Below are 18,427 nucleotides of genomic sequence, written 5' to 3'. Positions count from 1 at the left end.
ATAGCACTTTTCAAAATTGGTGTCTGTAATTTTTATGCAAACTTTCCCAAGAAAACGCTACCATCGCAAAATTATTATTATTTCTAATCAATATTTAATGTTTTAACTGTTGAAGAACAACGTTTGCTGGTCCTAAAATTTGTCCTAATCCCTGCTGAGTCGCGGTACTGGTGTCAAGCCAGCGGCTAGCAGGCTCCAACATTTTAACATCCGTCTGCGGGTAGTAAAGAAGGACGGGGACCCTTCCCCGGTGTTGGGCCATGAACTGATGGAGCTCTTTTATTATCGTGGGCTGGTCCTTCGCCGGGTTAATCCGCAGAACCCACCGAGCGTGGGGGATAAATTGCTGACGAACTTGTTTAGCATCCCGAATCGTCTTAGCGATTACCTGTCGCCCATGACCGGGGCGTTGCTCACCATGACCAGTGATTACTAGGACCCGATTTTTCACTAGTAGTTGACTATTTTCCTGATACTGGCGGGGGAAAACGGTTATATCAACCAGCCCACTTTCGTCTGAAGCCGTGATAAAGGCCATTTGCCGGTGGTCCTTCTTAGTATAAATTGTCTTTACCCGGTTAACAAAAACGATCAAGGTCACCGGCTGGCCGGGTTGTAACGCTTTAACCGACGTTACGTTTAACCGCTGCGCCAGGTCGCGATACTGGCTAACCGGGTGACCCGACAGGTAAACCCCAAGATATTCATTTTCCTTGGCTAACCGGGTCGTTAGCGGGAATTCAGACCGGCGGCTAATCGAGGACTGGAGACTTGGATCCGCGGCAAAATCACCGAGCATCCCCAACAGTTCGATTCCCGACAACAATTTGGGCAAGCTGGCAATCATTTCCGCTCGGTTGTAGCCCAGGCCATCAAAAGCCCCAGCATAAATTAAGGGGGCGATTAATTCCGCCTTTTGCCACTTACTCGGCAAGCGGTTAATAAAATTGCGGATATCCGTGAAGGGGCCGTTTTGGGTGCGTTCCTTAAGAAAATCGCTAACAAAATAACGGCGGGCCCCCTTGATGGCACTAAAGCCAAAGTATATTTCCTGGTCCTTGATGGTAAAGTTCTGCTGGCTCACGTTGATTTTAGGCCCGTTAACCTTCACGTTCATCTTCTGAGCATTGGTAATGTGCTGGCGAAGCTTGGCCACATTCCCCTCCGCATTCATTAGAGCGGTGTAAAATTCTGCGGGATAGTGACATTTAAGATAGGCCATTTCAAAGGCCATCTTGGAGTAAGCAACCGCGTGGGAGCGATTAAATCCATAGTTAGCGAAGCGGGCAATATAGTCAAATACCTGGTTTGCCAGTTCTTGACGGTAGCCCTTTTTCTCGGCGCCGGTCATGAATTTAGCCCGCATTCCCGCCATTGCTTGCTTTTTTTTCTTACTCATTGCCCGCCGCAGCAGGTCGGCCTCACCAAGGGTAAATCCCGCCATTGCCGAAGCAAGTTGCATTACTTGTTCCTGGTAGACCAAGATTCCATAGGTAGGCCCCAAGATTGGCTGAAGGGCATTATCAGGGAGCCTAACCGCCTCTTGACCTTGCTTTCTGGCAATAAAGTGCGCGATATTTTCCATCGGTCCTGGACGGTAGAGGGCATTAACCGCCACGATATCTTCAAAGCAGTCCGGATGAAGGCTAACCAAGACGTTGCGAATCCCAGCCGATTCAAACTGGAAGACCCCGTCTGTCATTCCCCGTTGGAACAAGGAAATCGTCGCTTGGTCATCTAATTTTACCTTGGCCAGGTTAAAGTTTGGCTGACGCTTTTTAATCAATTTGATTGTGTTATCCATAATTGACAGGTTGCGTAGGCCCAAGAAGTCCATCTTCAATAGCCCGAGGGCTTCCACCGTGTCCTTAGGGAACTGGGTCATCAAAAGGCCGTCACTCCCCTCTTGCAGGGGGACGATCTTATGCAACGGTTCTTCGGAAAGGACAATCCCGGCTGCGTGTGTTGAATAGTGGCGGGGAAGGCCTTCCAGTTTCTGGGCCACATTAAAGAGTAACTTTATCTTCGGTTGGTCGGTCAGCAGGTTACGTAATCGCTGCGACTCAGCGACTGCTTGTTGCAGGGTAAAGTGCAAGTTCTTAGGTAAAGTTGCCATAACCGTGGACAATTCATACTGGGTCAAGCCAAAGACCCGGCTGACGTCACGAATAACCTGCTTTGCCGCAAGGGTCCCAAAAGTAATAATCTGAGCGACCCGGTGGTGACCGTACTTATGGTGGACATACTGGAGAACCTCTCCCCGGCGATTATCCGGGATATCCAGGTCAATATCAGGCATCTGTGCTCGTTCCGGGTTCAGAAAACGCTCAAAGAGTAAGTGGTACTCTAGTGGGTCAACCTCGGTAATGGCCAAAGCATAGGCCACAAGGGACCCAGCTGCTGACCCTCGCCCGGGATCAGTCGTTATTTTCATCTGGTGGGCATAATTCATTACATCCCAAACGATTAGGAAGTAATCATCAAAGCCCATCTGGTGAATTACCTTTAGTTCCCGGTCTAAACGCTGCTGGTAGTCAGCGGCCGTGAAACCGCTAGCGACGGGGCGCTTCTTTAACCCCGCAAGGCACAGGTCCCGCAAATATTTCCCCGCCCTTTCACCATCTTGAGTTGGGAAATGCGGTAAAACTGGCGACTTAAACTGCATGGTAACGTCACACTGGGCCGCAATCCGGTTTGTTTCCGCAGCTGCCGTCTGCAGGCCAGCACGCTGGTAGTCAGTAATCACCTGTTCTTTAGGAGACAGAAAGTTTTCCCCCACCTCCTTAGATTGATTGGCAAGATCCTTTAGCTGGGCTCCCTGACCAATCGCCTGGAGGACTTTAGTGGCAAAGAGGTCTGTTGGGTTTAGATAGTCAACCGGGGCGGTGGCCACTAATGACACGTCATTCTGGTGGGCAAAATCGTCCAATGCGGCCCGCTCAACGCTATCTAAGCTGAGGTTCACCCCTAGGTAAAAATTATTGTGCGCAATTGATCCCTGAAATTCATCCAGCCAACTATTTCCCTGGCGTAGGAGGCTGAGCAAACCCACCTGGGTCGGGACTAAAACGATAACGTCCCCTAGGTGCTTGCTAATGGTTGCCAGGGAAAGTGGCAGCTGGTCATGGTCCCTTGTTTGGTGGATTGTCGAAATATCCATCAGGTTTTGATACCCGATCTGGCTTTTGGCTAGTAAAGTAAGCTGCAGGCGGGTTTGGTTAATATCTGCCAGGTGTACTGTCATCTCTAGACCAATCAAGGGCTTGATTCCGGCCTCTTTAGCGGCGTTATAAAACTCAACAGCTCCGTACAAAATGTTTTCATCAGTCAGAGCCATTGCCGAATAGCCGCGCTCTTTTGCAGCCTGAACCAGGTCATTAATCTGGATGGGACTTTTCAAAAGACTGTAACTACTGTGCACCTGTAATGGTACGTAATCCACGAAGGCCACTCCTTTCATGAGAAAATTATAACAAAAGTTCACCTTACTGGTGACTTTTTGCCCCTGCCTTTCTCTTTTAATTGTGCTAAAATGAAGTTTATACAGAGGGGATGAAATTCATGAAGACCTTATCAAAGAACATCATTGCTGCACTGTGGGGACTAATCCTCGCTGAAGTGTTAGCATACATCACTTCCCAACTTGAAGGGATGACACCTAACTACAAGTTAATGGCAATCATCGGTGCCGTCATGGCCATCATCGCCGTTAACTGTGTAAATGCCATTACCGGCAAGGCTGACCCTGCTAAACAAGAAAAGTAAAACTCAGCTTTTATTAAAAAATAAGGGACCACGAACATTGTGGCCCCTTATTTTTTAATAAAAAGCGGTTACTAGTGGTCAGCCAGGTTTAATTCGTTAATCTTGAGCAAAACATCCAGTGCCCGTTCCATCGTTTGTAAGGATACGTATTCATACCGACTGTGCATGTTTTCGCCCCCCGCAAAGAGGTTGGGCGTCGGCAATCCCATATAAGAAATTGTCGACCCGTCGGTTCCACCCCGGACCGGGTAGATGTCAGGCTTTATGCCTAGTTCTTCCATTGCCCGCTTAGCAAGGTCGACCACGTCCATGTGATCCTTTAAGGCATCCTTAAGGTTGTAATACTGGTCATAAAGTTTCATCGTGATCCGCTTTTCGCCGAGTTCAGTATTCAAGCCAGCGACGATTCTTTGCAGGAGGTGCTTCCGTTCTTCAAAGGTCCGCCGGTCATGATCACGAATCAAGTAGGTCAATGAGGCATGGTCAACGGTCCCATTGAACTTGTAGAGGTGGAAGAAGCCCTCTTTCCCAGTTGTTTTTTCAGCCCGTTCGTGGCTTGGCAAACTATCATGGAGGTCAATGGCTACTTGGATAGCGTTGACCATTGTTCCCTTGGCCACCGCCGTATGAACGTCCTTTCCCGCGATTTCAATTTCCGCCTGGGCGGCATTAAAAGTTTCGTATTCAAGCTCGCCAAGTGGCCCCGCATCAACAGTGTAGGCAAAGTCAGCGCCAAAGTCCGCCACATCAAAGTGGTCAGCCCCGGTGCCGATTTCCTCATCTGGGCCCAAGCCAATCTTAATCTCACCATGCTTAACTTCCGGGTGCGCCTGTAAATAAGCGGCCATCGTGACAATCTCGGCCACCCCAGACTTGTCATCAGCGCCGAGGAGGGTTGAACCGTCGGTGGTAATCAGGGTGTCACCCTGGTACTTTTTCAGCGAAGGAAAGTCCGCCACCGTTAACCGGTACTTGCCATCCTGGTCTAACTGGATATCTGAATGACCATCATAATCTTTTACAATCTGCGGATTTACATTATGGGCATTGAAGTCGGCCGTATCAACGTGGGAAATAAAGCCAACCACCGGAACATCTTGATCAACGTTACTTGGGATGGTCCCCATTAAATAAGAACTCTGCTGGTTAATGTGGACATTTTCAACTCCCAAATTCCGCAATTCATCTGCCAGTTCATTCAGAAAAGCAGTTTCCTTGGGGTCTGACGGAATGGTTGACGAAGCCGGATTGGAGCGGGTCTCGGTTTTGACATATTTTAAGAAACGGTCTAATAGGCCATCATATTTTTCAACAGACATCAGAAAAGTCCTCCTTACTGGTTAACGATAAAGGTAAACGGGTCGGTATTGATAGTATTTTCACAGATATCAAATTCCCAACCGTTTTCCCCCTGCCACTGCTTAAATAGGCGGGCAAGTTGGTGTTCACAGATAGCTTCAATGTGGTGACCAGGGTCAACCACAGTCAGGTGATTAGCAATCATATCATGGGCAAAGTGGTAGCTAACATCCCCCGTTACGTAGGCATCCGCCCCCGCTTGAACTGCCTGCTCATAGAAATCCTGGCCGGCACCACCCAAGACGGCTACCCGGTGGATTGGCTTTTCGAAATCAGCAGGATTGACAATCAGCCGGAGGCCAGGAACCTTGAAAAGCCGTTGACAGAAGTCGGCAAATTCGCGCGCATTCATCGCCCCATTGATGGTGCCTACCCGCCCCATTCCGACGGGTTCGTTACTTACCGGGTCATTACCAGCCGGTACCAATGGCTGGCAATCTGTCAGGCCCAATTTAGTTGCCAGCCAATCGTTCATCCCGCCGTTAGCAGTATCCAGGTTGGTGTGGGCAGCGTAGACCGTGATGCGGTTAGAAAGGATTTTAGCATACATTGCATTTTGGGGGTTACGGGTATCTAAGTCCTTAGCGGGGTGAAACATCACCGGGTGGTGGGCAAAGATAAAGTCAACCCCCTTGCTAACGGCCTCATCGACCGTTTCGGGGCGCACATCTAAAGTTGTCATTAGCCGATGGATTGGCTGGTCCGGATCCCCTATCTGCAACCCGACATGGTCCCAGTGCTCCGCCAGCTGTGGGCTGGCAAATCTTTCAAAACGTTTGATTAACTCCGTTCCCTTAGTCATACTGTATGGCCTCCTCTACCATTGTTAATCGTTTCTTCAGTTGACTAATCTTCGCTTGTGGTGGCTGTTTAGCCGCCGCCATCTGCCGAAGGACCCTGTTCTGGCGTTGCTGATATTCTTGCCACTTTTGCTTGAAGATGGGGCCCTTCTTTTCCAAAAGGAAGGGGCCAAGCATTAGCTCATACTCGCTGTAGGTGAAAGGAACCACTGACGGTTCCGCCACAATGATTTCATAGATGTGGTCATCTTCTTCGATTAACCGTTCGTCCATAATCTGGTAGCTATTTTTTAAGAGCCACTGCCGTAACCGGTATTCACCAACGTTCGGTTGTAAAATCAGGCGCTTAACACCCGCTAATTGGGCCCGACCCCTTTCTAGGATGTCGGCAATCAGTGCTCCACCCATTCCCGCAATTACAACCGTATCGACCTTATCTGTTGGCCGAATTGCAGATAGACCATTGGCAAGGCGGGGACTGATTGTCTTTGTCAGGCCATTTTCTGTAATTTCCTTAACCATGTTGTCATAGGGGCCGGCAGCAACCTCACCGGCAACTGCAAATTGAATCCGCCCTTTTAGGGCCAAAGCTGCTGGGAGGTAGGCATGGTCCGACCCAATGTCGGCCAAGCGGGCACCCTTGGGGACAAATGCAGCCACTTGGGTTAGCCGTTTTGAAAGGTGTTTCTCGTCCACGTTATCATTTCCTTTTTTCTTATTCACTTACTAGTATACCAAAAGGATAAGCGGACTTGAACAGGACAGATAATCATCAGTTTAAAAGCACTTAGGGGCTGCCCTAAAGTGGCCAGGCCCTAAGTGCTTATCTTCTTGTTAATTTCTAGCTAAGTTGCTTAACGTATTCACTGATTCGCCGTAACGCTTCCTTGATATCCTCATCAGATGAAGCATATGAGAGACGAATATAGCCTTGTCCACCAGCACCAAAGGCACTACCAGGTGTGACCCCAACTTTGGCTTCCTTGGCCAGATTACGGGCAAACTTTTCATCATCCATTCCGAAGAATTGTGGAATCTTAGCAAAGATGTAGAAGGCCCCTTGAGGAGTTGCCATCTCAAAGCCTGCCTTGGTTAGCCCGGCAATAATCATGTCCCGCCTGCGTTGGTATGCCTTCCGAAAGGCAATTGGATCATCCAGACCATTCGTAAGGGCTTCAGCAGCCGCTACCTGGGTGTTGTCCGTAACTGTCGTAACCAGGTATTCGTGCATCTGCAAGATCTTCTTCGCAATCTTTGCCGGAGCGGCAACATAACCAATCCGGTAACCGGTCATGGCATGTGACTTTGAGAGCCCTGAAATCAGAATTGTCCGTTCTGGAATAATTGATGCGATTGAATAGTGTTGTACATCGTAAACTAATTCGCTGTAAATTTCATCTGCAATTACATAGAGGTGGTGCTTTGCAATTACCTTTGCTAACCCCTCCAGAACTTCCTTTGGATATTCACGACCGGTTGGGTTATTCGGGTAATTCAGTAAGACGGCCTTGACACCATCACCCTCCTTTTCGATAGTCTTTTCTAACCGTTCGGGGGTCAGAACAAAATTATCAGCAGAGGTATCAACTTGGACCCCGGTAGCTCCCGTCATTGAAATCAACGGGAAGTAAAGGGCAAAGGTTGGGGTTGGAACAATTACCTTATCACCAGTATTGAAAAGCGCGAAGAAGGTCGAGTCAAGGGCTTCAGTTGCCCCAACCGTGACCACAACTTCGTTATCCGGGTTGTAATTTACCTGGCGCGTCTTTTGGACATAATTACTAATCGCCTGCAGCAACTCCGGCTTCCCGGCCTGTGGTGCGTAGTGGGAATCGTTATTTTCAATACTCTTAATAGCCGCCTGCTTAACGTGTTCCGGTACGTTGAAATCGGGTTCTCCGATTGTCAACTTAATAATTCCCGGAATCTTAGAGACTTCCTTATTGAATGCCCGAATCCCCGAGGGCTTCAAAGCGTTCAACTTATGACTAACGGTACCATAAAGATCTGATGATAATTCAGGCATATTCGTTCTCCTTTTGTAAAATAAACTATAAACAACTTGCTTTAATTCTAATATTATGTGAAAAAAGCGTCAAGGATTTTCTAACAATATTCTAATCTTAGTTTAAAAATGAACGAGGATTAGATCACTAGTTTACCTTGCCGCCTACCAACACAAAATAAGCCTTCAGTTCAGAAAAATCTGAAAACTGAAGGCTCATGTAGTAGTATTTTCAACTATTTAGACAGCTGCTTAATTATTTTACGTATATATTAACTAGGACAGCTTATTCCAGGAAGTCCTTTAGCTGCTTAGAACGGGATGGGTGACGGAGCTTCCGTAAGGCCTTGGCTTCAATCTGCCGAATCCGTTCACGAGTAACGCCAAAGACCTTTCCCACTTCCTCAAGGGTCCGGGTTCGACCATCATCAAGGCCAAACCGCAGTCGTAAGACGTTTTCTTCCCGGTCAGTTAACGTATCCAAGACGTTTTCCAACTGTTTCTTCATCATTTCGTAGGCGGCATGGTCAGCTGGACTAGTAGCATCTTGGTCTTCGATAAAGTCACCCAGGTGGGAGTCGTCCTCTTCACCGATTGGCGTTTCCAATGAAACTGGTTCCTGGGCAATCTTCAAGATGTTCCGGACCTTTTCAGTTGGCATGTCCATTTCGGCACCAATTTCCTCCGGTAGAGGTTCCCGACCAAGGTCCTGGAGTAGTTGCCGCTGAATCCGAATCAGCTTATTAATGGTTTCGACCATGTGGACCGGAATCCGAATTGTCCGGGCTTGATCAGCAATTGCCCGGGTAATCGCCTGCCGAATCCACCAAGTTGCGTAGGTAGAAAACTTGAAGCCCCGCCGGTAGTCAAATTTTTCGACAGCCTTCATTAACCCCATGTTACCTTCCTGGATCAAGTCAAGGAATTGCATTCCCCGACCGACGTAACGTTTAGCAATGGAAACCACCAGCCGCAAGTTGGCCTCAGCCAGCTCCTGTTTAGCGACCTCGTCCCCTTGTTCAATTCGCAGGGCCAACTGAACTTCCTCGTCCGCTGTTAAGAGGTTAACTCGGCCAATTTCCTTAAGGTACATCCGGACAGGGTCATTGATTTTGACCCCCGTTGGCGCGGAGGTATCTTTCATTGCCTTCTGTGACAGTTTTTCCGTTGCCTTAAGTGCCCGGGGGTCAGGGTCACCATTCTCGTCAACCACACTGATACCGGCATCCTCAGCATTTTGCAACAGGTTATCGATACCATCGGCGTTCAGCTCGTATGGTTTAGCAAGCTTTTCTGTTAATTCATCATAGCGAATTTCCTTTTTCTTCTTGTATTGACGAATCAGCTTCCCAACAGCAGTATCATATTCTTGTTGGTCAAAATCATCACTATTTGAAATAACAAGACTCTTTTTCTTACTCTTTGCCATATTAATTAGTCTCCTCTGCTTTATACTGTTGCTGCTTTTTCAATAAATCAACTAATTTAACCGTTAGCTGCATCACCAATTCCGTATTGTTCAGCGTGTTAGCTTCCTTCAGTTTCCTTTGTACCTGGTCAATTTGGCTAGCGAGCGGGGTCTGGTGCATGATGATTCGCACACAATCATCAATTACCGGCATTTTAATTACCGGGTTGACATTTAACTGTTCAATCAGACTAAGGGTATTACGCAGGTCATCCTCATTTAGGTAATTCAAGAAGTCGGCTACCGAATAGTCACCATGTTCAGTGAAATAGCTTGCTGCTAATAGATACAGCGTCTGATAGCGTTCATGGACGAAGTGAAAGTTATCTTCCGCCGTAACGTGTGCCCACACCTCTTGACTATGAAGCATGTAATACAAAAGCATCCGTTCGGCCAGTTCTGTCCGGCTAAGTGCCTTTGCCGACTCCTGAATTGCCGGCTGGGTGTACTCCTGGCGCGATACCACCTGCTGTTGGTAACTCTGCCCCGGCGTTTGCGGATGAATTCCTAATTGTTCCGACAGCTGGGCTAACTGACTCTTCAGAGCCGCCTTATCAAGGGAAAACTCCTCCGCAAGCTGTCCTAGGTACATATCCTGTTCGACCGGCGATGTTACCTTAGCAATTACCTTCAACGACTGGTCAAGGTAGTTGATCAACTCACTCTGTTGGCTTAAGTTACGGTCATTGCGGAAGAAACGCAAGTAAAAGTCAACCACCGTTTCTTCGTGCTGGCTGAGGTACCGCTGAAACTTCTCACCACCACATTTCTGGACATACTCATCTGGATCAATTCCCGCCGGTAACTGGACAATCCTAGTCACCATGCTGCCAGTGACTTTCTGGTCAACTAACTTAATCGCGCGGTCAATCGCGTTTTGCCCCGCACTATCACCGTCATAGCAAATATCAAGTTGGGGTGTTGACCGCTGGATAATGGCCACCTGTTCCTCGGTAAAACTAGTCCCCATTGAGGCAATCCCGTTTGAAACACCAGCACCATATGCTGAAATAACATCCATAAAGCCCTCAAATAGGTACATCTTGCCCGTTTGTTTTGCACCCTTTCGGGCAACGTCAAGGTTAAAAAGGGTTCGCCGCTTATTAAAGATTGGGGTTTCAGGACTATTCAGGTACTTTGGCAAGTCATTATCTGCAGTACTGAGTAGTCGTCCGGAAAAGGCAATTACCTGCCCCCGTTGATTTTTTATCGGATAAATTACCCGGTCAACAAAACGGTCATGTAGTTCCCCTGCCTGATCTTCTTTAAACAACCCCGACTTGCGGAGAATCTGGTAATCAGTCTTTTGCTGATCACAAAATGCCTTCAGTACCCGCTGCTCCGGAGCGTAACCAAGCTGGAATTGTTCCACCAGGTCATCGGTCATTCCCCGCCGTTTTAGGTAGGCCCGCGCGGGGGCACCAGCGGGGGTGTTAACCAAAATATGGTGATAGAGCTGGGCAGCTTTTTGGTGCAGGGCAATTAATTGGCCACGTTCACTGTTGGCAAATTGGGAAGTGCCCTGGTTAGTGTCTGCCTGGTATTGCTGGGGCAGTTCAATTCCACTATCCTTAGCAATCTTTTGCACTGCCTCGACAAAACCAATATGCAGGTAATCCATTAGAAACTGAAAAACGTTACCGCTTCGTCCACAACCAAAACAGTGGTAATACTGCTTTTCTTCGTTCACCGAAAACGACGGGGTCTGCTCCTCATGAAAGGGGCACAGGCCGGTAAAGCTTTTCCCCGCTTTTTTTAACTGAACGTACCGCCCAATTACATCAACAATATCAACCGAATTACGCACCCGATCGATTGTATCACGTGGTATGCGCGCCATTGAACCACCCCACTTGATTAATCTGCGTACAGTAACGAAAGGTCGCAACCATACGGAATGCGACCCTCCTCTACTTATCAACACATAATTCACTTAATATATATGATACCACAAGTCAACGGTAAAACAATCAAAAAGCTTACTTAACAATTAAATCATTTAAGTTCCCCATAATACCAGCAAGACGGGCAAGAATCCCCAACTGGGTAAGCCGGTTGTTACGAATATCTTCGTTCTTGTCCATAATCATGTTTTCATCAAAGTAACTGGTAATCACTGGTTCTAAGGAACGAAGCGCAGCAAAGTTCTCCGCAACCGTCCGGTCCGCAGCCTGCTTTTGCAGGTCATTAACCGCATCGTAAAGCTTTTGCTCGGACGGATTTTTAAATAACTCGGGGTTAACCCTGGCAGCAGAATCTTGGTTACCCTTCTTAGCAATCCGCAGGACCCGGGTCAAAGCTTCAATGGCGGCCTTAAAGTCACCATCATTCTTGTGCTCGTTAATTGCTTGGGCCGCCTCAAAAATGTTTGCCAGGTCGTTAACCTTCGTATCACTAACAGTATCAATAATATCGTGACGAAGCTTCCGTTCACTTAGGGCCTGCTTAACCCGGTCCAAGAAGAATTGACGAACAGCATCAGCATTCTTTGAAAGGTCAAAATTAGTCTTAATATTAGCGGCGGCAAAGGCCTTGATAATGGCTGCCTGAATACCGAGCAATGGCAGGTGCCAATTTCGGTCGTTAATAATCCGCACGATTCCAAATGCCTGACGACGCAGAGCATATGGGTCATTTGATCCAGAAGGAATCATGCCAACCGCAAAGAAACTTAAAATGCTGTCGAGCTTATCAGCGATTGCAAGGATAGCTCCTAACTTTGTTTGTGGTAGTTCCCCTTCAGCTGAAATTGGCATGTAATGTTCCCGAATAGCAGTGGCGACATCATCTTTTTCACCGAAAAGCTTAGCATAGATTTCACCCATTACCCCCTGAAGTTCGGCAAACTCACCGACCATTTGGGTGGTCAAATCAAACTTGTAAATATGGGCAGCCCGATCAAGGTCAGCCAGCTCATCATTTGTCAAGTTAAGCCGCTTACCAATTAACCCCGCAATCACAGCTGTCCGCTGCATCTTGTCATACACGGAACTAATCTTGTCGTGGAAACTGACCCGTTTCAGACGCTCAACATACTGGTCAATCGTCAACTTCTGGTCTTCCTCGTAGAAGAACTTAGCATCTTCCAGCCGCGGAACCAGAACCCGCTCGTTCCCTTTAATGATGTTTTTCAGGTATTCCTTGTTTCCGTTCCGTACGGCGATAAAGTTTGGCAAAAGGTTACCGTCATGGTCGCGAAGGTAGAAGAAACGTTGGTTATCCTTCATTGAAGTAATCAAAACTTCATCTGGCAGCACCAAGTACTTCTTATCAAAGGACCCCGCAAAAGCGGTTGGCCATTCAACCAGGTTGTTGACCTCTTCCAAAAGGTCCGGATCTTTATCAATCACCCAGTCGTGTTCTTCCACAATGGCGTCAATTTGATCGTTGATAACCTGCTTACGCTTAACAGGATCAACGATTACGTAATCTTTATACAAGGCACCTACATAGTCAGCAGCCTTTTGCAATTCAATGTCATGTCCCAAGAAACGATGCCCGCGGGTAGTCCGGCCGGCCTTAACATCGAGAATCTGGAACGGAACAACCTGGTCATTAAGCAGGGAAACCAACCACCGAATTGGGCGAATGAATTGCAGGTTGTGGTAACCCCACTTCATCAGTGTTGGAAAGGTCATTGCAGTAATTACGTCTGGTAAGCCCTTCAGTACATCGGCAACGGGCTTACCGGCAATGTGCTTTTCAACAAAGACGTATTCAACACCCTTGACGTCCTTAAATTCAATATCATCAACGCTGGCCCCTTGGCCCCGGGTAAAACCGATTGCCGCCTTCGTCCAGTTACCATCAGCATCCTGAGCAATCTTCTTAGCGGGTCCCTTGACGGATTCATCAATATCTGGTTGCTTGTCGCTCAGGCCACTGATCAAAAGTGCTAGCCGCCGTGGGGTTGCGTATTCCTGAATGTCGTCAAACGAAATCCGTTGTTCCTTCAGGTAATTAGCTACCCGTTGGTGAAGTTGCTTAATACTTGGCGTAACAACATGCGCAGGCATTTCTTCAACGCCCACTTCTAACAAATATGAATTAGCCATCTTACTTGTCCCCCTTCTGCGCTTTTTTAGCCTTCTTGGCTGCTTTTTTAGCAGCGCGTTGCTTGGCCTTCTCAGCCTTCTTGGTATACTCATCAAGTGTCTTTTGCCGTAGCTTATCATCATGGATCAATGGGAAGCCCCGTTTCCGCCGCTCTTCGACAAAGGCCTTAGCGATGGACTTAGCCATGATCCGAATCCGGTGTAAGTAACCTGCCCGTTCAGTAACGGAAACTGCTCCTCGGGCATCCAAGAGGTTAAAGGTATGGCTGCACTTCAGAACATAGTCATATGCCGGGTGCACTAGGCCCAGCTTAATTAGCCGCTTAGCTTCGGTTTCGTAATCATTAAAGGCCGCTAGCAACATGTCCTGGTTACTTTCTTCGAATGCGTACTTGGAGTGCTCGTATTCTGGTTCCTTAAAGATATCACCATATAAGACCCCGTCAGCCCATTCCAGGTCGTAAACAGAGTCAACATTTTGAATATATTCAGCGAGTCGTTCCAAGCCATAGGTAACTTCTGAAGCCACGGGGTTCATCGGCAATTCACCGACTACTTGGAAGTAGGTAAACTGGGTAACCTCCATGCCGTCGAGCCAGATTTCCCAACCAACACCGGCACAACCCATTGATGGATTCTCCCAGTTATCTTCTACAAACCGAATATCGTGTTCTAGAGGGTCGATTCCAAGTTCCTTCAAGCTTCCCAAGTACAGGTCTTGAATATTATCTGGTGATGGTTTCATGATCACTTGGAACTGGTGGTGCTGGTAAAGGCGGTTCGGGTTTTCACCATAACGACCATCAGCGGGCCGCCGGGATGGTTCGACATATGCAGCGTTCCATGGCTCTGGGCCAATTGCCCGTAAAAAGGTGTACGGACTCATTGTCCCGGCACCCTTTTCCGTGTCGTAGGCCTGCATCAGCATACAGCCCTGCTTTGCCCAGTACTGTTCAAGCGTGAAGATGATATCCTGAACACTCAGCTTCTTTGTTGTCATCTGAATACTTCCCTTCATATCAAAAAATCCCTACAGTTACGGAATAGTAACTGCAGGGACGAGATTACATCGCGGTTCCACCCTGCTTTTTTGCATCTCTGCAAAACAGCTTAGTTAAAGATGACTGGTAGAGGGCCTACAACGGGACCTTCAATAGGGCTTTCACTCTCCCCTACTCGCTTAATAAAGGCATAACCGTTGCTTTTCTCCGTCAACGTCAACTAATATTCAAATTAAGTGTTACCAATAAACATTTTTAATAATAGATAAACTTTTTCAAATTGTCAATCGTCGGTCGACAATTTACCCATTTTTTGTTCAAGACGGTTCATCTGGTTGATAAATCGTTTGCTCTTCAGGCGGAGGCCCACCTGGTCATTGTAAAGGGTATCTAAGACGTACTGAAGGCGCTCCTTGGTAAAGGGATTGAATTTAATGGTGTTCACCTGCTGGAGATTTAGGACCGCAAACTGCTGCAAATAATAGGCGGTCCGACGGTCAAGATGAAAGCGCCGCTGGTCCAGGTACCAGTGACGGTCACACAGCATTCCACCATACTGTTCCGAAAAATCGAGGGGCCGGTGACGGTCACCACAAATAACACACCGGTCCCAGGTCGGAGCAACCCCAAAGACCGTCAGCAACTGGGTCTCAATTACGTTGGTGACAACCTGTTCATCCTGTCCCCGGTTAATTAGGTCGAGTGCCGCCGCCACTTGGTTAAACCAACCGCCAATCCCCTGGCCATCTGTGAAGGCATGGTCAACTAGGGAAAGAATGTAGGTGGCGTAAGCATTACGCCGCAGGTCGGTAGCAATCCCCTGGTACTGGTGCGTTTCACTCGCTGTGTTCACAAAACTAAGTCCCTGGTTATCAAGTGAACCAATATAGGTTCCGTGCGTAAACGGTAAAAAGTCGCTGGCCATCTGAAAGCCGCGTTTCTTACCATCACGGATGTAAAACATCGCCGGGCCAATTTTATCCGTCAGCATCTTGACAAGCAGGTCCCGCTCCCGGTAGTCCCGCCGGTAAATAATTATCCCTGTAAAATCAGTGGTCTCCCGGGCCATCATTAAGCCCCCTTGAAGCGATTAATAGTCCTTGCTGCGGTAACCATAGTCCTTAAGCATTGCTGACTTATCGCGCCACTTTGGCACAACCTTGACCCACAGCTGGAGGAAGACATGGTCACCAAGCAGGTGTTCAATATCCTTGCGGGCCATCGTCCCAATTTTCTTGAGCATCTGACCTTTTTTGCCAATGATAATTCCCTTTTGTCCCGGCCGTTCGACAACAACGTTAGCAGAGATATGAACATGTTCTTCATCCTCCCGCTTAACAGAGGTGACGTCGACAGCAACGGAATGGGGAACCTCATCCCTGGTCAGCATGAACACCTTTTCCCGAATCATTTCGGCAATGACAAAGCGCTCGGGGTGGTCGGAAATTTGATCATCTGGGTAGTATTGAGGTCCGTTAGGTAGGCCCTTAATCAACTGGTTGATTAACTCGTTAACGTTGTTCCCCTGGAGGGCAGAAACTGGAATGACCTGCTTAAAGGAGAGGTCATTTTTGTATTGGTCAACGATATCAGGCAGTTCGTTAGGGTGAACCTGGTCAATCTTGTTGACAACCAGATAAATTGGTTTTTTAACCTGCCGTAACTTCTCAATAATAAAGTTGTCACCAGGCCCCCGCTTCTCGCTGGCACTGACAACGTAAACTACAGCATCGACCTCGTCTAAAGCAGATAAGGTCGACCGCTCCATAAAATCGCCAAGCTTGGTAACCGGCTTGTGGACGCCAGGCGTATCAATAAAGACGATTTGGGCTTTAGGACTCGTGTAGATCCCTTGGATCTTATTCCGGGTCGTTTGCGCAACGTTACTCATGATTGCCACCTTTTGACCAACAATATAGTTCAACAAGGTTGACTTACCGACGTTAGGTCGTCCAATTAGAGCAACAAAACCTGACTTATAGTTTGGATTATCCATTTTCTTCTCCCTACTTAAATAACTGTATAATGTATGGGCCAAATATTATCAGCCCCACTAAAACGGCAAAACAAGCCGCAATCAAGACCCCCCCGGCGGCCACGTCCTTTGCCTTCTTTACTTCAACATCATAGTGGTGGCTGACCAAGAGGTCGGTGACGGCCTCAGTAACGGTGTTCAAAAACTCAGCGGCAAAAACTAAAAAAATCACCAGGAGGAGCCATAGCCAGTCTGCCGCTCGGATATGAAAGAATATCCCGGCGAGAACGACCAAAAAGGCAGCCAGGACATGGTAACGCATATTACGTTCCTCACGCAGCATCGTAATAATTCCATCAAAGGCGTGGCTCATCGCCTGCAGGAGGTGATTGTTTTTAGTTACCTGGTGCTTATCTTTTGAGTCCATACTCATCTAGTATCTCCCGCTGCAATGTAAACATCCTTTTCTCATCGGCTGGCTTTTCATGATCATAGCCATTTAAATGGAGGAAGCCGTGAACAACCAGGAACCCCAGTTCCCGGTCGCTTGAGTGACCCAAAAACTTAGCCTGTTCCGCTACCTTGTCAATTGAGACAAAGAGGTCGCCGAGGTTCTCCGGTAGTTCTGCTGCCAATGCCGGGTCCATAATGATGGGGGTCTCGTCCCCACTCTCCTCTGCAGCAAAGCTTAAAACGTCGGTCGCCCGGTCAACCCCTCGGTACTGTTTGTTAAGTTTGCGAATTGCGGGGTTTGTCATCAAGGTCACCGACATCTCGGTGTTGTCCTTAAGGGCTAATTTGCGGGCAGCAAATTGCAAAACGTCCTTAACCAGGGCCAATTGATTCTCACTTACCTGGCCTCCAGTCTCATCGTACACTGTCAGGTCCACCACTATTCCTCCTTCGACGTCTTTTTGTCCTTACTTACTTTTTTAGTGGCGTGCTCTTCATAAGCTGTGATGATACGGGCAACAACCGGGTGCCGAACCACGTCTTCGGCACTGAAGCGAACGAACTTGATTGACTGGATGTCTTTCAAGATTCGTTGCGCACTCACTAGCCCACTCCGCACACCATGGGCTAAATCAATTTGTGAGATATCACCGTTAACGACCATCTTAGAGCCAAATCCCAGGCGGGTTAAAAACATCTTCATCTGAGCGTTGGTGGTATTTTGTGCCTCATCGAGGATGACAAAGGCACCGTCCAAAGTCCGGCCCCGCATGTAGGCTAATGGGGCGATTTCAATGATCTCCCGTTCCATCAAACGTTGGGTATGGTCAGAACCTAGGATATCGTTTAAGGCGTCGTAAATTGGCCGCAGGTATGGGTCAACTTTTTCCTGCAGGTCACCGGGAAGAAAGCCCAGGCTCTCCCCCGCTTCAACAGCCGGACGAGTAACGATAATCCGTTCGACTTCACCACGTTTTAGGGCCGCCACCGCCATTGCAACTGCCAGGTAGGTTTTCCCTGTTCCGGCGGGGCCAATACCAAATGTGATATCATTATGCTTCATTGCGTTGACGTACTGGCGCTGGCCAAAGTTCTTAACACGAACTGCACGTCCCTTGCGGTCTTTGATGATAGTCTCACTGTAAAGGTCCGCAAAGTATTCCAAAGTCCCCCTGTGGGCCATCTTCATTGCGCTGACAATATCAGTACTGTGCAGGTGAATTCCCTGTTGAAGAAGGTTAACCAGCGCATGGAAGACGTCGATTGTCAGTTTTACGTCTTCCCGACGCCCACTGACTTTTAAATTGCCGCCAAAGGGATTCAGGGTAACCTCCATTCCCTGCTCAATCAGGCTGACGAACTTATCTTGGGGCCCTAAAATACCAACCTCGATTGCGGGTTGGTCAATTTGAAATATTTGTTCATATTCTGCCGTGCTTTCTGCCAAATTATTCAATTCTCCTTTAACGATTAAATTACGTTTTTTCAGATTGATTATATCATAGCTTCCCCCTGGTTAATAATCAAAGCGTCCCCAGCTTCTTTC

General features: G+C 47.9%; 15 protein-coding genes. 1 reads left to right on the top strand and 14 read right to left on the bottom strand.

Features of this window, described 5'->3' with window-relative positions; all coding sequences use genetic code 11:
• Positions 1–94 precede the first annotated feature (94 nt).
• The gene (dnaE, locus tag KZE55_RS04990) at positions 95–3,442 is read right to left on the bottom strand and encodes a DNA polymerase III subunit alpha (protein WP_222259798.1); all 3,348 of its coding nucleotides are present in this window, start codon (positions 3,440–3,442) and stop codon (positions 95–97) included.
• A gap of 119 nt (positions 3,443–3,561) precedes the next feature.
• Here dnaE and KZE55_RS04985 point away from each other — a divergent pair, with 119 nt between their 5' ends.
• Positions 3,562–3,765 (top strand): DUF2929 family protein, encoded by a 204-nt coding sequence (locus KZE55_RS04985; protein ID WP_222259778.1) that lies wholly within the window; start codon positions 3,562–3,564, stop codon positions 3,763–3,765.
• A gap of 71 nt (positions 3,766–3,836) precedes the next feature.
• Here KZE55_RS04985 and pepT read toward each other — a convergent pair whose 3' ends face one another.
• The 13 genes from pepT to KZE55_RS04920 all read right to left on the bottom strand — a co-directional run bounded on the left by pepT (position 3,837) and on the right by KZE55_RS04920 (position 18,328).
• Positions 3,837–5,084 (bottom strand): peptidase T, encoded by a 1,248-nt coding sequence (pepT, locus tag KZE55_RS04980; protein ID WP_222259776.1) that lies wholly within the window; start codon positions 5,082–5,084, stop codon positions 3,837–3,839.
• A gap of 14 nt (positions 5,085–5,098) precedes the next feature.
• Positions 5,099–5,926, bottom strand: coding sequence for a Nif3-like dinuclear metal center hexameric protein (locus KZE55_RS04975; protein WP_222259774.1), 828 nt, complete (start codon positions 5,924–5,926; stop codon positions 5,099–5,101).
• Complete coding sequence (locus KZE55_RS04970; protein WP_222259763.1) at positions 5,919–6,620, bottom strand: tRNA (adenine(22)-N(1))-methyltransferase; 702 nt, start codon at positions 6,618–6,620, stop codon at positions 5,919–5,921. The genes KZE55_RS04975 and KZE55_RS04970 overlap by 8 nt, the downstream gene beginning before the upstream one ends.
• 145 nt (positions 6,621–6,765) lie before the next feature.
• Positions 6,766–7,950, bottom strand: coding sequence for an aminotransferase class I/II-fold pyridoxal phosphate-dependent enzyme (locus KZE55_RS04965; protein ID WP_222259761.1), 1,185 nt, complete (start codon positions 7,948–7,950; stop codon positions 6,766–6,768).
• A 265-nt stretch (positions 7,951–8,215) separates the two neighbouring features.
• Entirely contained in the window at positions 8,216–9,358 is a 1,143-nt protein-coding gene (rpoD, locus tag KZE55_RS04960) for an RNA polymerase sigma factor RpoD (RefSeq protein ID WP_222259759.1), read from the bottom strand.
• A gap of 1 nt (position 9,359) precedes the next feature.
• Positions 9,360–11,237: a DNA primase gene (gene dnaG, locus KZE55_RS04955; RefSeq protein WP_222259757.1), complete on the bottom strand. Its 1,878-nt coding sequence runs from the start codon at positions 11,235–11,237 to the stop codon at positions 9,360–9,362.
• A 139-nt stretch (positions 11,238–11,376) separates the two neighbouring features.
• On the bottom strand, positions 11,377–13,452 hold the full coding sequence (glyS, locus tag KZE55_RS04950; protein ID WP_222259755.1) for a glycine--tRNA ligase subunit beta: 2,076 nt from the start codon (positions 13,450–13,452) through the stop codon (positions 11,377–11,379).
• A 1-nt stretch (position 13,453) separates the two neighbouring features.
• Complete coding sequence (glyQ, locus tag KZE55_RS04945) at positions 13,454–14,452, bottom strand: glycine--tRNA ligase subunit alpha (RefSeq protein ID WP_261313311.1); 999 nt, start codon at positions 14,450–14,452, stop codon at positions 13,454–13,456.
• A 284-nt stretch (positions 14,453–14,736) separates the two neighbouring features.
• Positions 14,737–15,522 carry a DNA repair protein RecO gene (recO, locus tag KZE55_RS04940; RefSeq protein WP_222259751.1) on the bottom strand — a complete coding sequence of 262 codons (786 nt, stop codon included), beginning with the start codon at positions 15,520–15,522 and terminating at the stop codon, positions 14,737–14,739.
• 21 nt (positions 15,523–15,543) lie between these two features.
• The gene (gene era, locus KZE55_RS04935; protein WP_222259749.1) at positions 15,544–16,449 is read right to left on the bottom strand and encodes a GTPase Era; all 906 of its coding nucleotides are present in this window, start codon (positions 16,447–16,449) and stop codon (positions 15,544–15,546) included.
• A gap of 10 nt (positions 16,450–16,459) precedes the next feature.
• Positions 16,460–16,855 carry a diacylglycerol kinase family protein gene (locus KZE55_RS04930; protein WP_222259927.1) on the bottom strand — a complete coding sequence of 132 codons (396 nt, stop codon included), beginning with the start codon at positions 16,853–16,855 and terminating at the stop codon, positions 16,460–16,462.
• Positions 16,839–17,318 (bottom strand): rRNA maturation RNase YbeY, encoded by a 480-nt coding sequence (gene ybeY, locus KZE55_RS04925; protein WP_222259747.1) that lies wholly within the window; start codon positions 17,316–17,318, stop codon positions 16,839–16,841. Before ybeY ends, KZE55_RS04930 begins: the two co-directional genes overlap by 17 nt.
• A gap of 2 nt (positions 17,319–17,320) precedes the next feature.
• Entirely contained in the window at positions 17,321–18,328 is a 1,008-nt protein-coding gene (locus KZE55_RS04920; RefSeq protein ID WP_222259738.1) for a PhoH family protein, read from the bottom strand.
• Positions 18,329–18,427 lie beyond the last annotated feature (99 nt).

This window comes from Limosilactobacillus panis, from assembly GCF_019797825.1.
Lineage (GTDB): Bacteria > Bacillota > Bacilli > Lactobacillales > Lactobacillaceae > Limosilactobacillus > Limosilactobacillus panis_A.
Note: the sequence above shows the minus strand (reverse complement) of the source record. Positions and strands in the feature narration are given on the sequence as shown.

Excerpts from the sequence above, each read along its gene's own strand:
- KZE55_RS04985 (WP_222259778.1), top strand. The coding sequence starts at position 3,562 with ATGAAGACCTTATCAAAGAACATCATTGCTGCACTGTGGGGACTAATC.
- pepT (WP_222259776.1), bottom strand. The coding sequence starts at position 5,084 with ATGTCTGTTGAAAAATATGATGGCCTATTAGACCGTTTCTTAAAATAT.
- KZE55_RS04975 (WP_222259774.1), bottom strand. The coding sequence starts at position 5,926 with ATGACTAAGGGAACGGAGTTAATCAAACGTTTTGAAAGATTTGCCAGC.
- KZE55_RS04965 (WP_222259761.1), bottom strand. The coding sequence starts at position 7,950 with ATGCCTGAATTATCATCAGATCTTTATGGTACCGTTAGTCATAAGTTG.
- rpoD (WP_222259759.1), bottom strand. The coding sequence starts at position 9,358 with ATGGCAAAGAGTAAGAAAAAGAGTCTTGTTATTTCAAATAGTGATGAT.
- dnaG (WP_222259757.1), bottom strand. The coding sequence starts at position 11,237 with ATGGCGCGCATACCACGTGATACAATCGATCGGGTGCGTAATTCGGTT.
- glyS (WP_222259755.1), bottom strand. The coding sequence starts at position 13,452 with ATGGCTAATTCATATTTGTTAGAAGTGGGCGTTGAAGAAATGCCTGCG.
- glyQ (WP_261313311.1), bottom strand. The coding sequence starts at position 14,452 with ATGACAACAAAGAAGCTGAGTGTTCAGGATATCATCTTCACGCTTGAA.
- recO (WP_222259751.1), bottom strand. The coding sequence starts at position 15,522 with ATGGCCCGGGAGACCACTGATTTTACAGGGATAATTATTTACCGGCGG.
- era (WP_222259749.1), bottom strand. The coding sequence starts at position 16,449 with ATGGATAATCCAAACTATAAGTCAGGTTTTGTTGCTCTAATTGGACGA.
- KZE55_RS04930 (WP_222259927.1), bottom strand. The coding sequence starts at position 16,855 with ATGGACTCAAAAGATAAGCACCAGGTAACTAAAAACAATCACCTCCTG.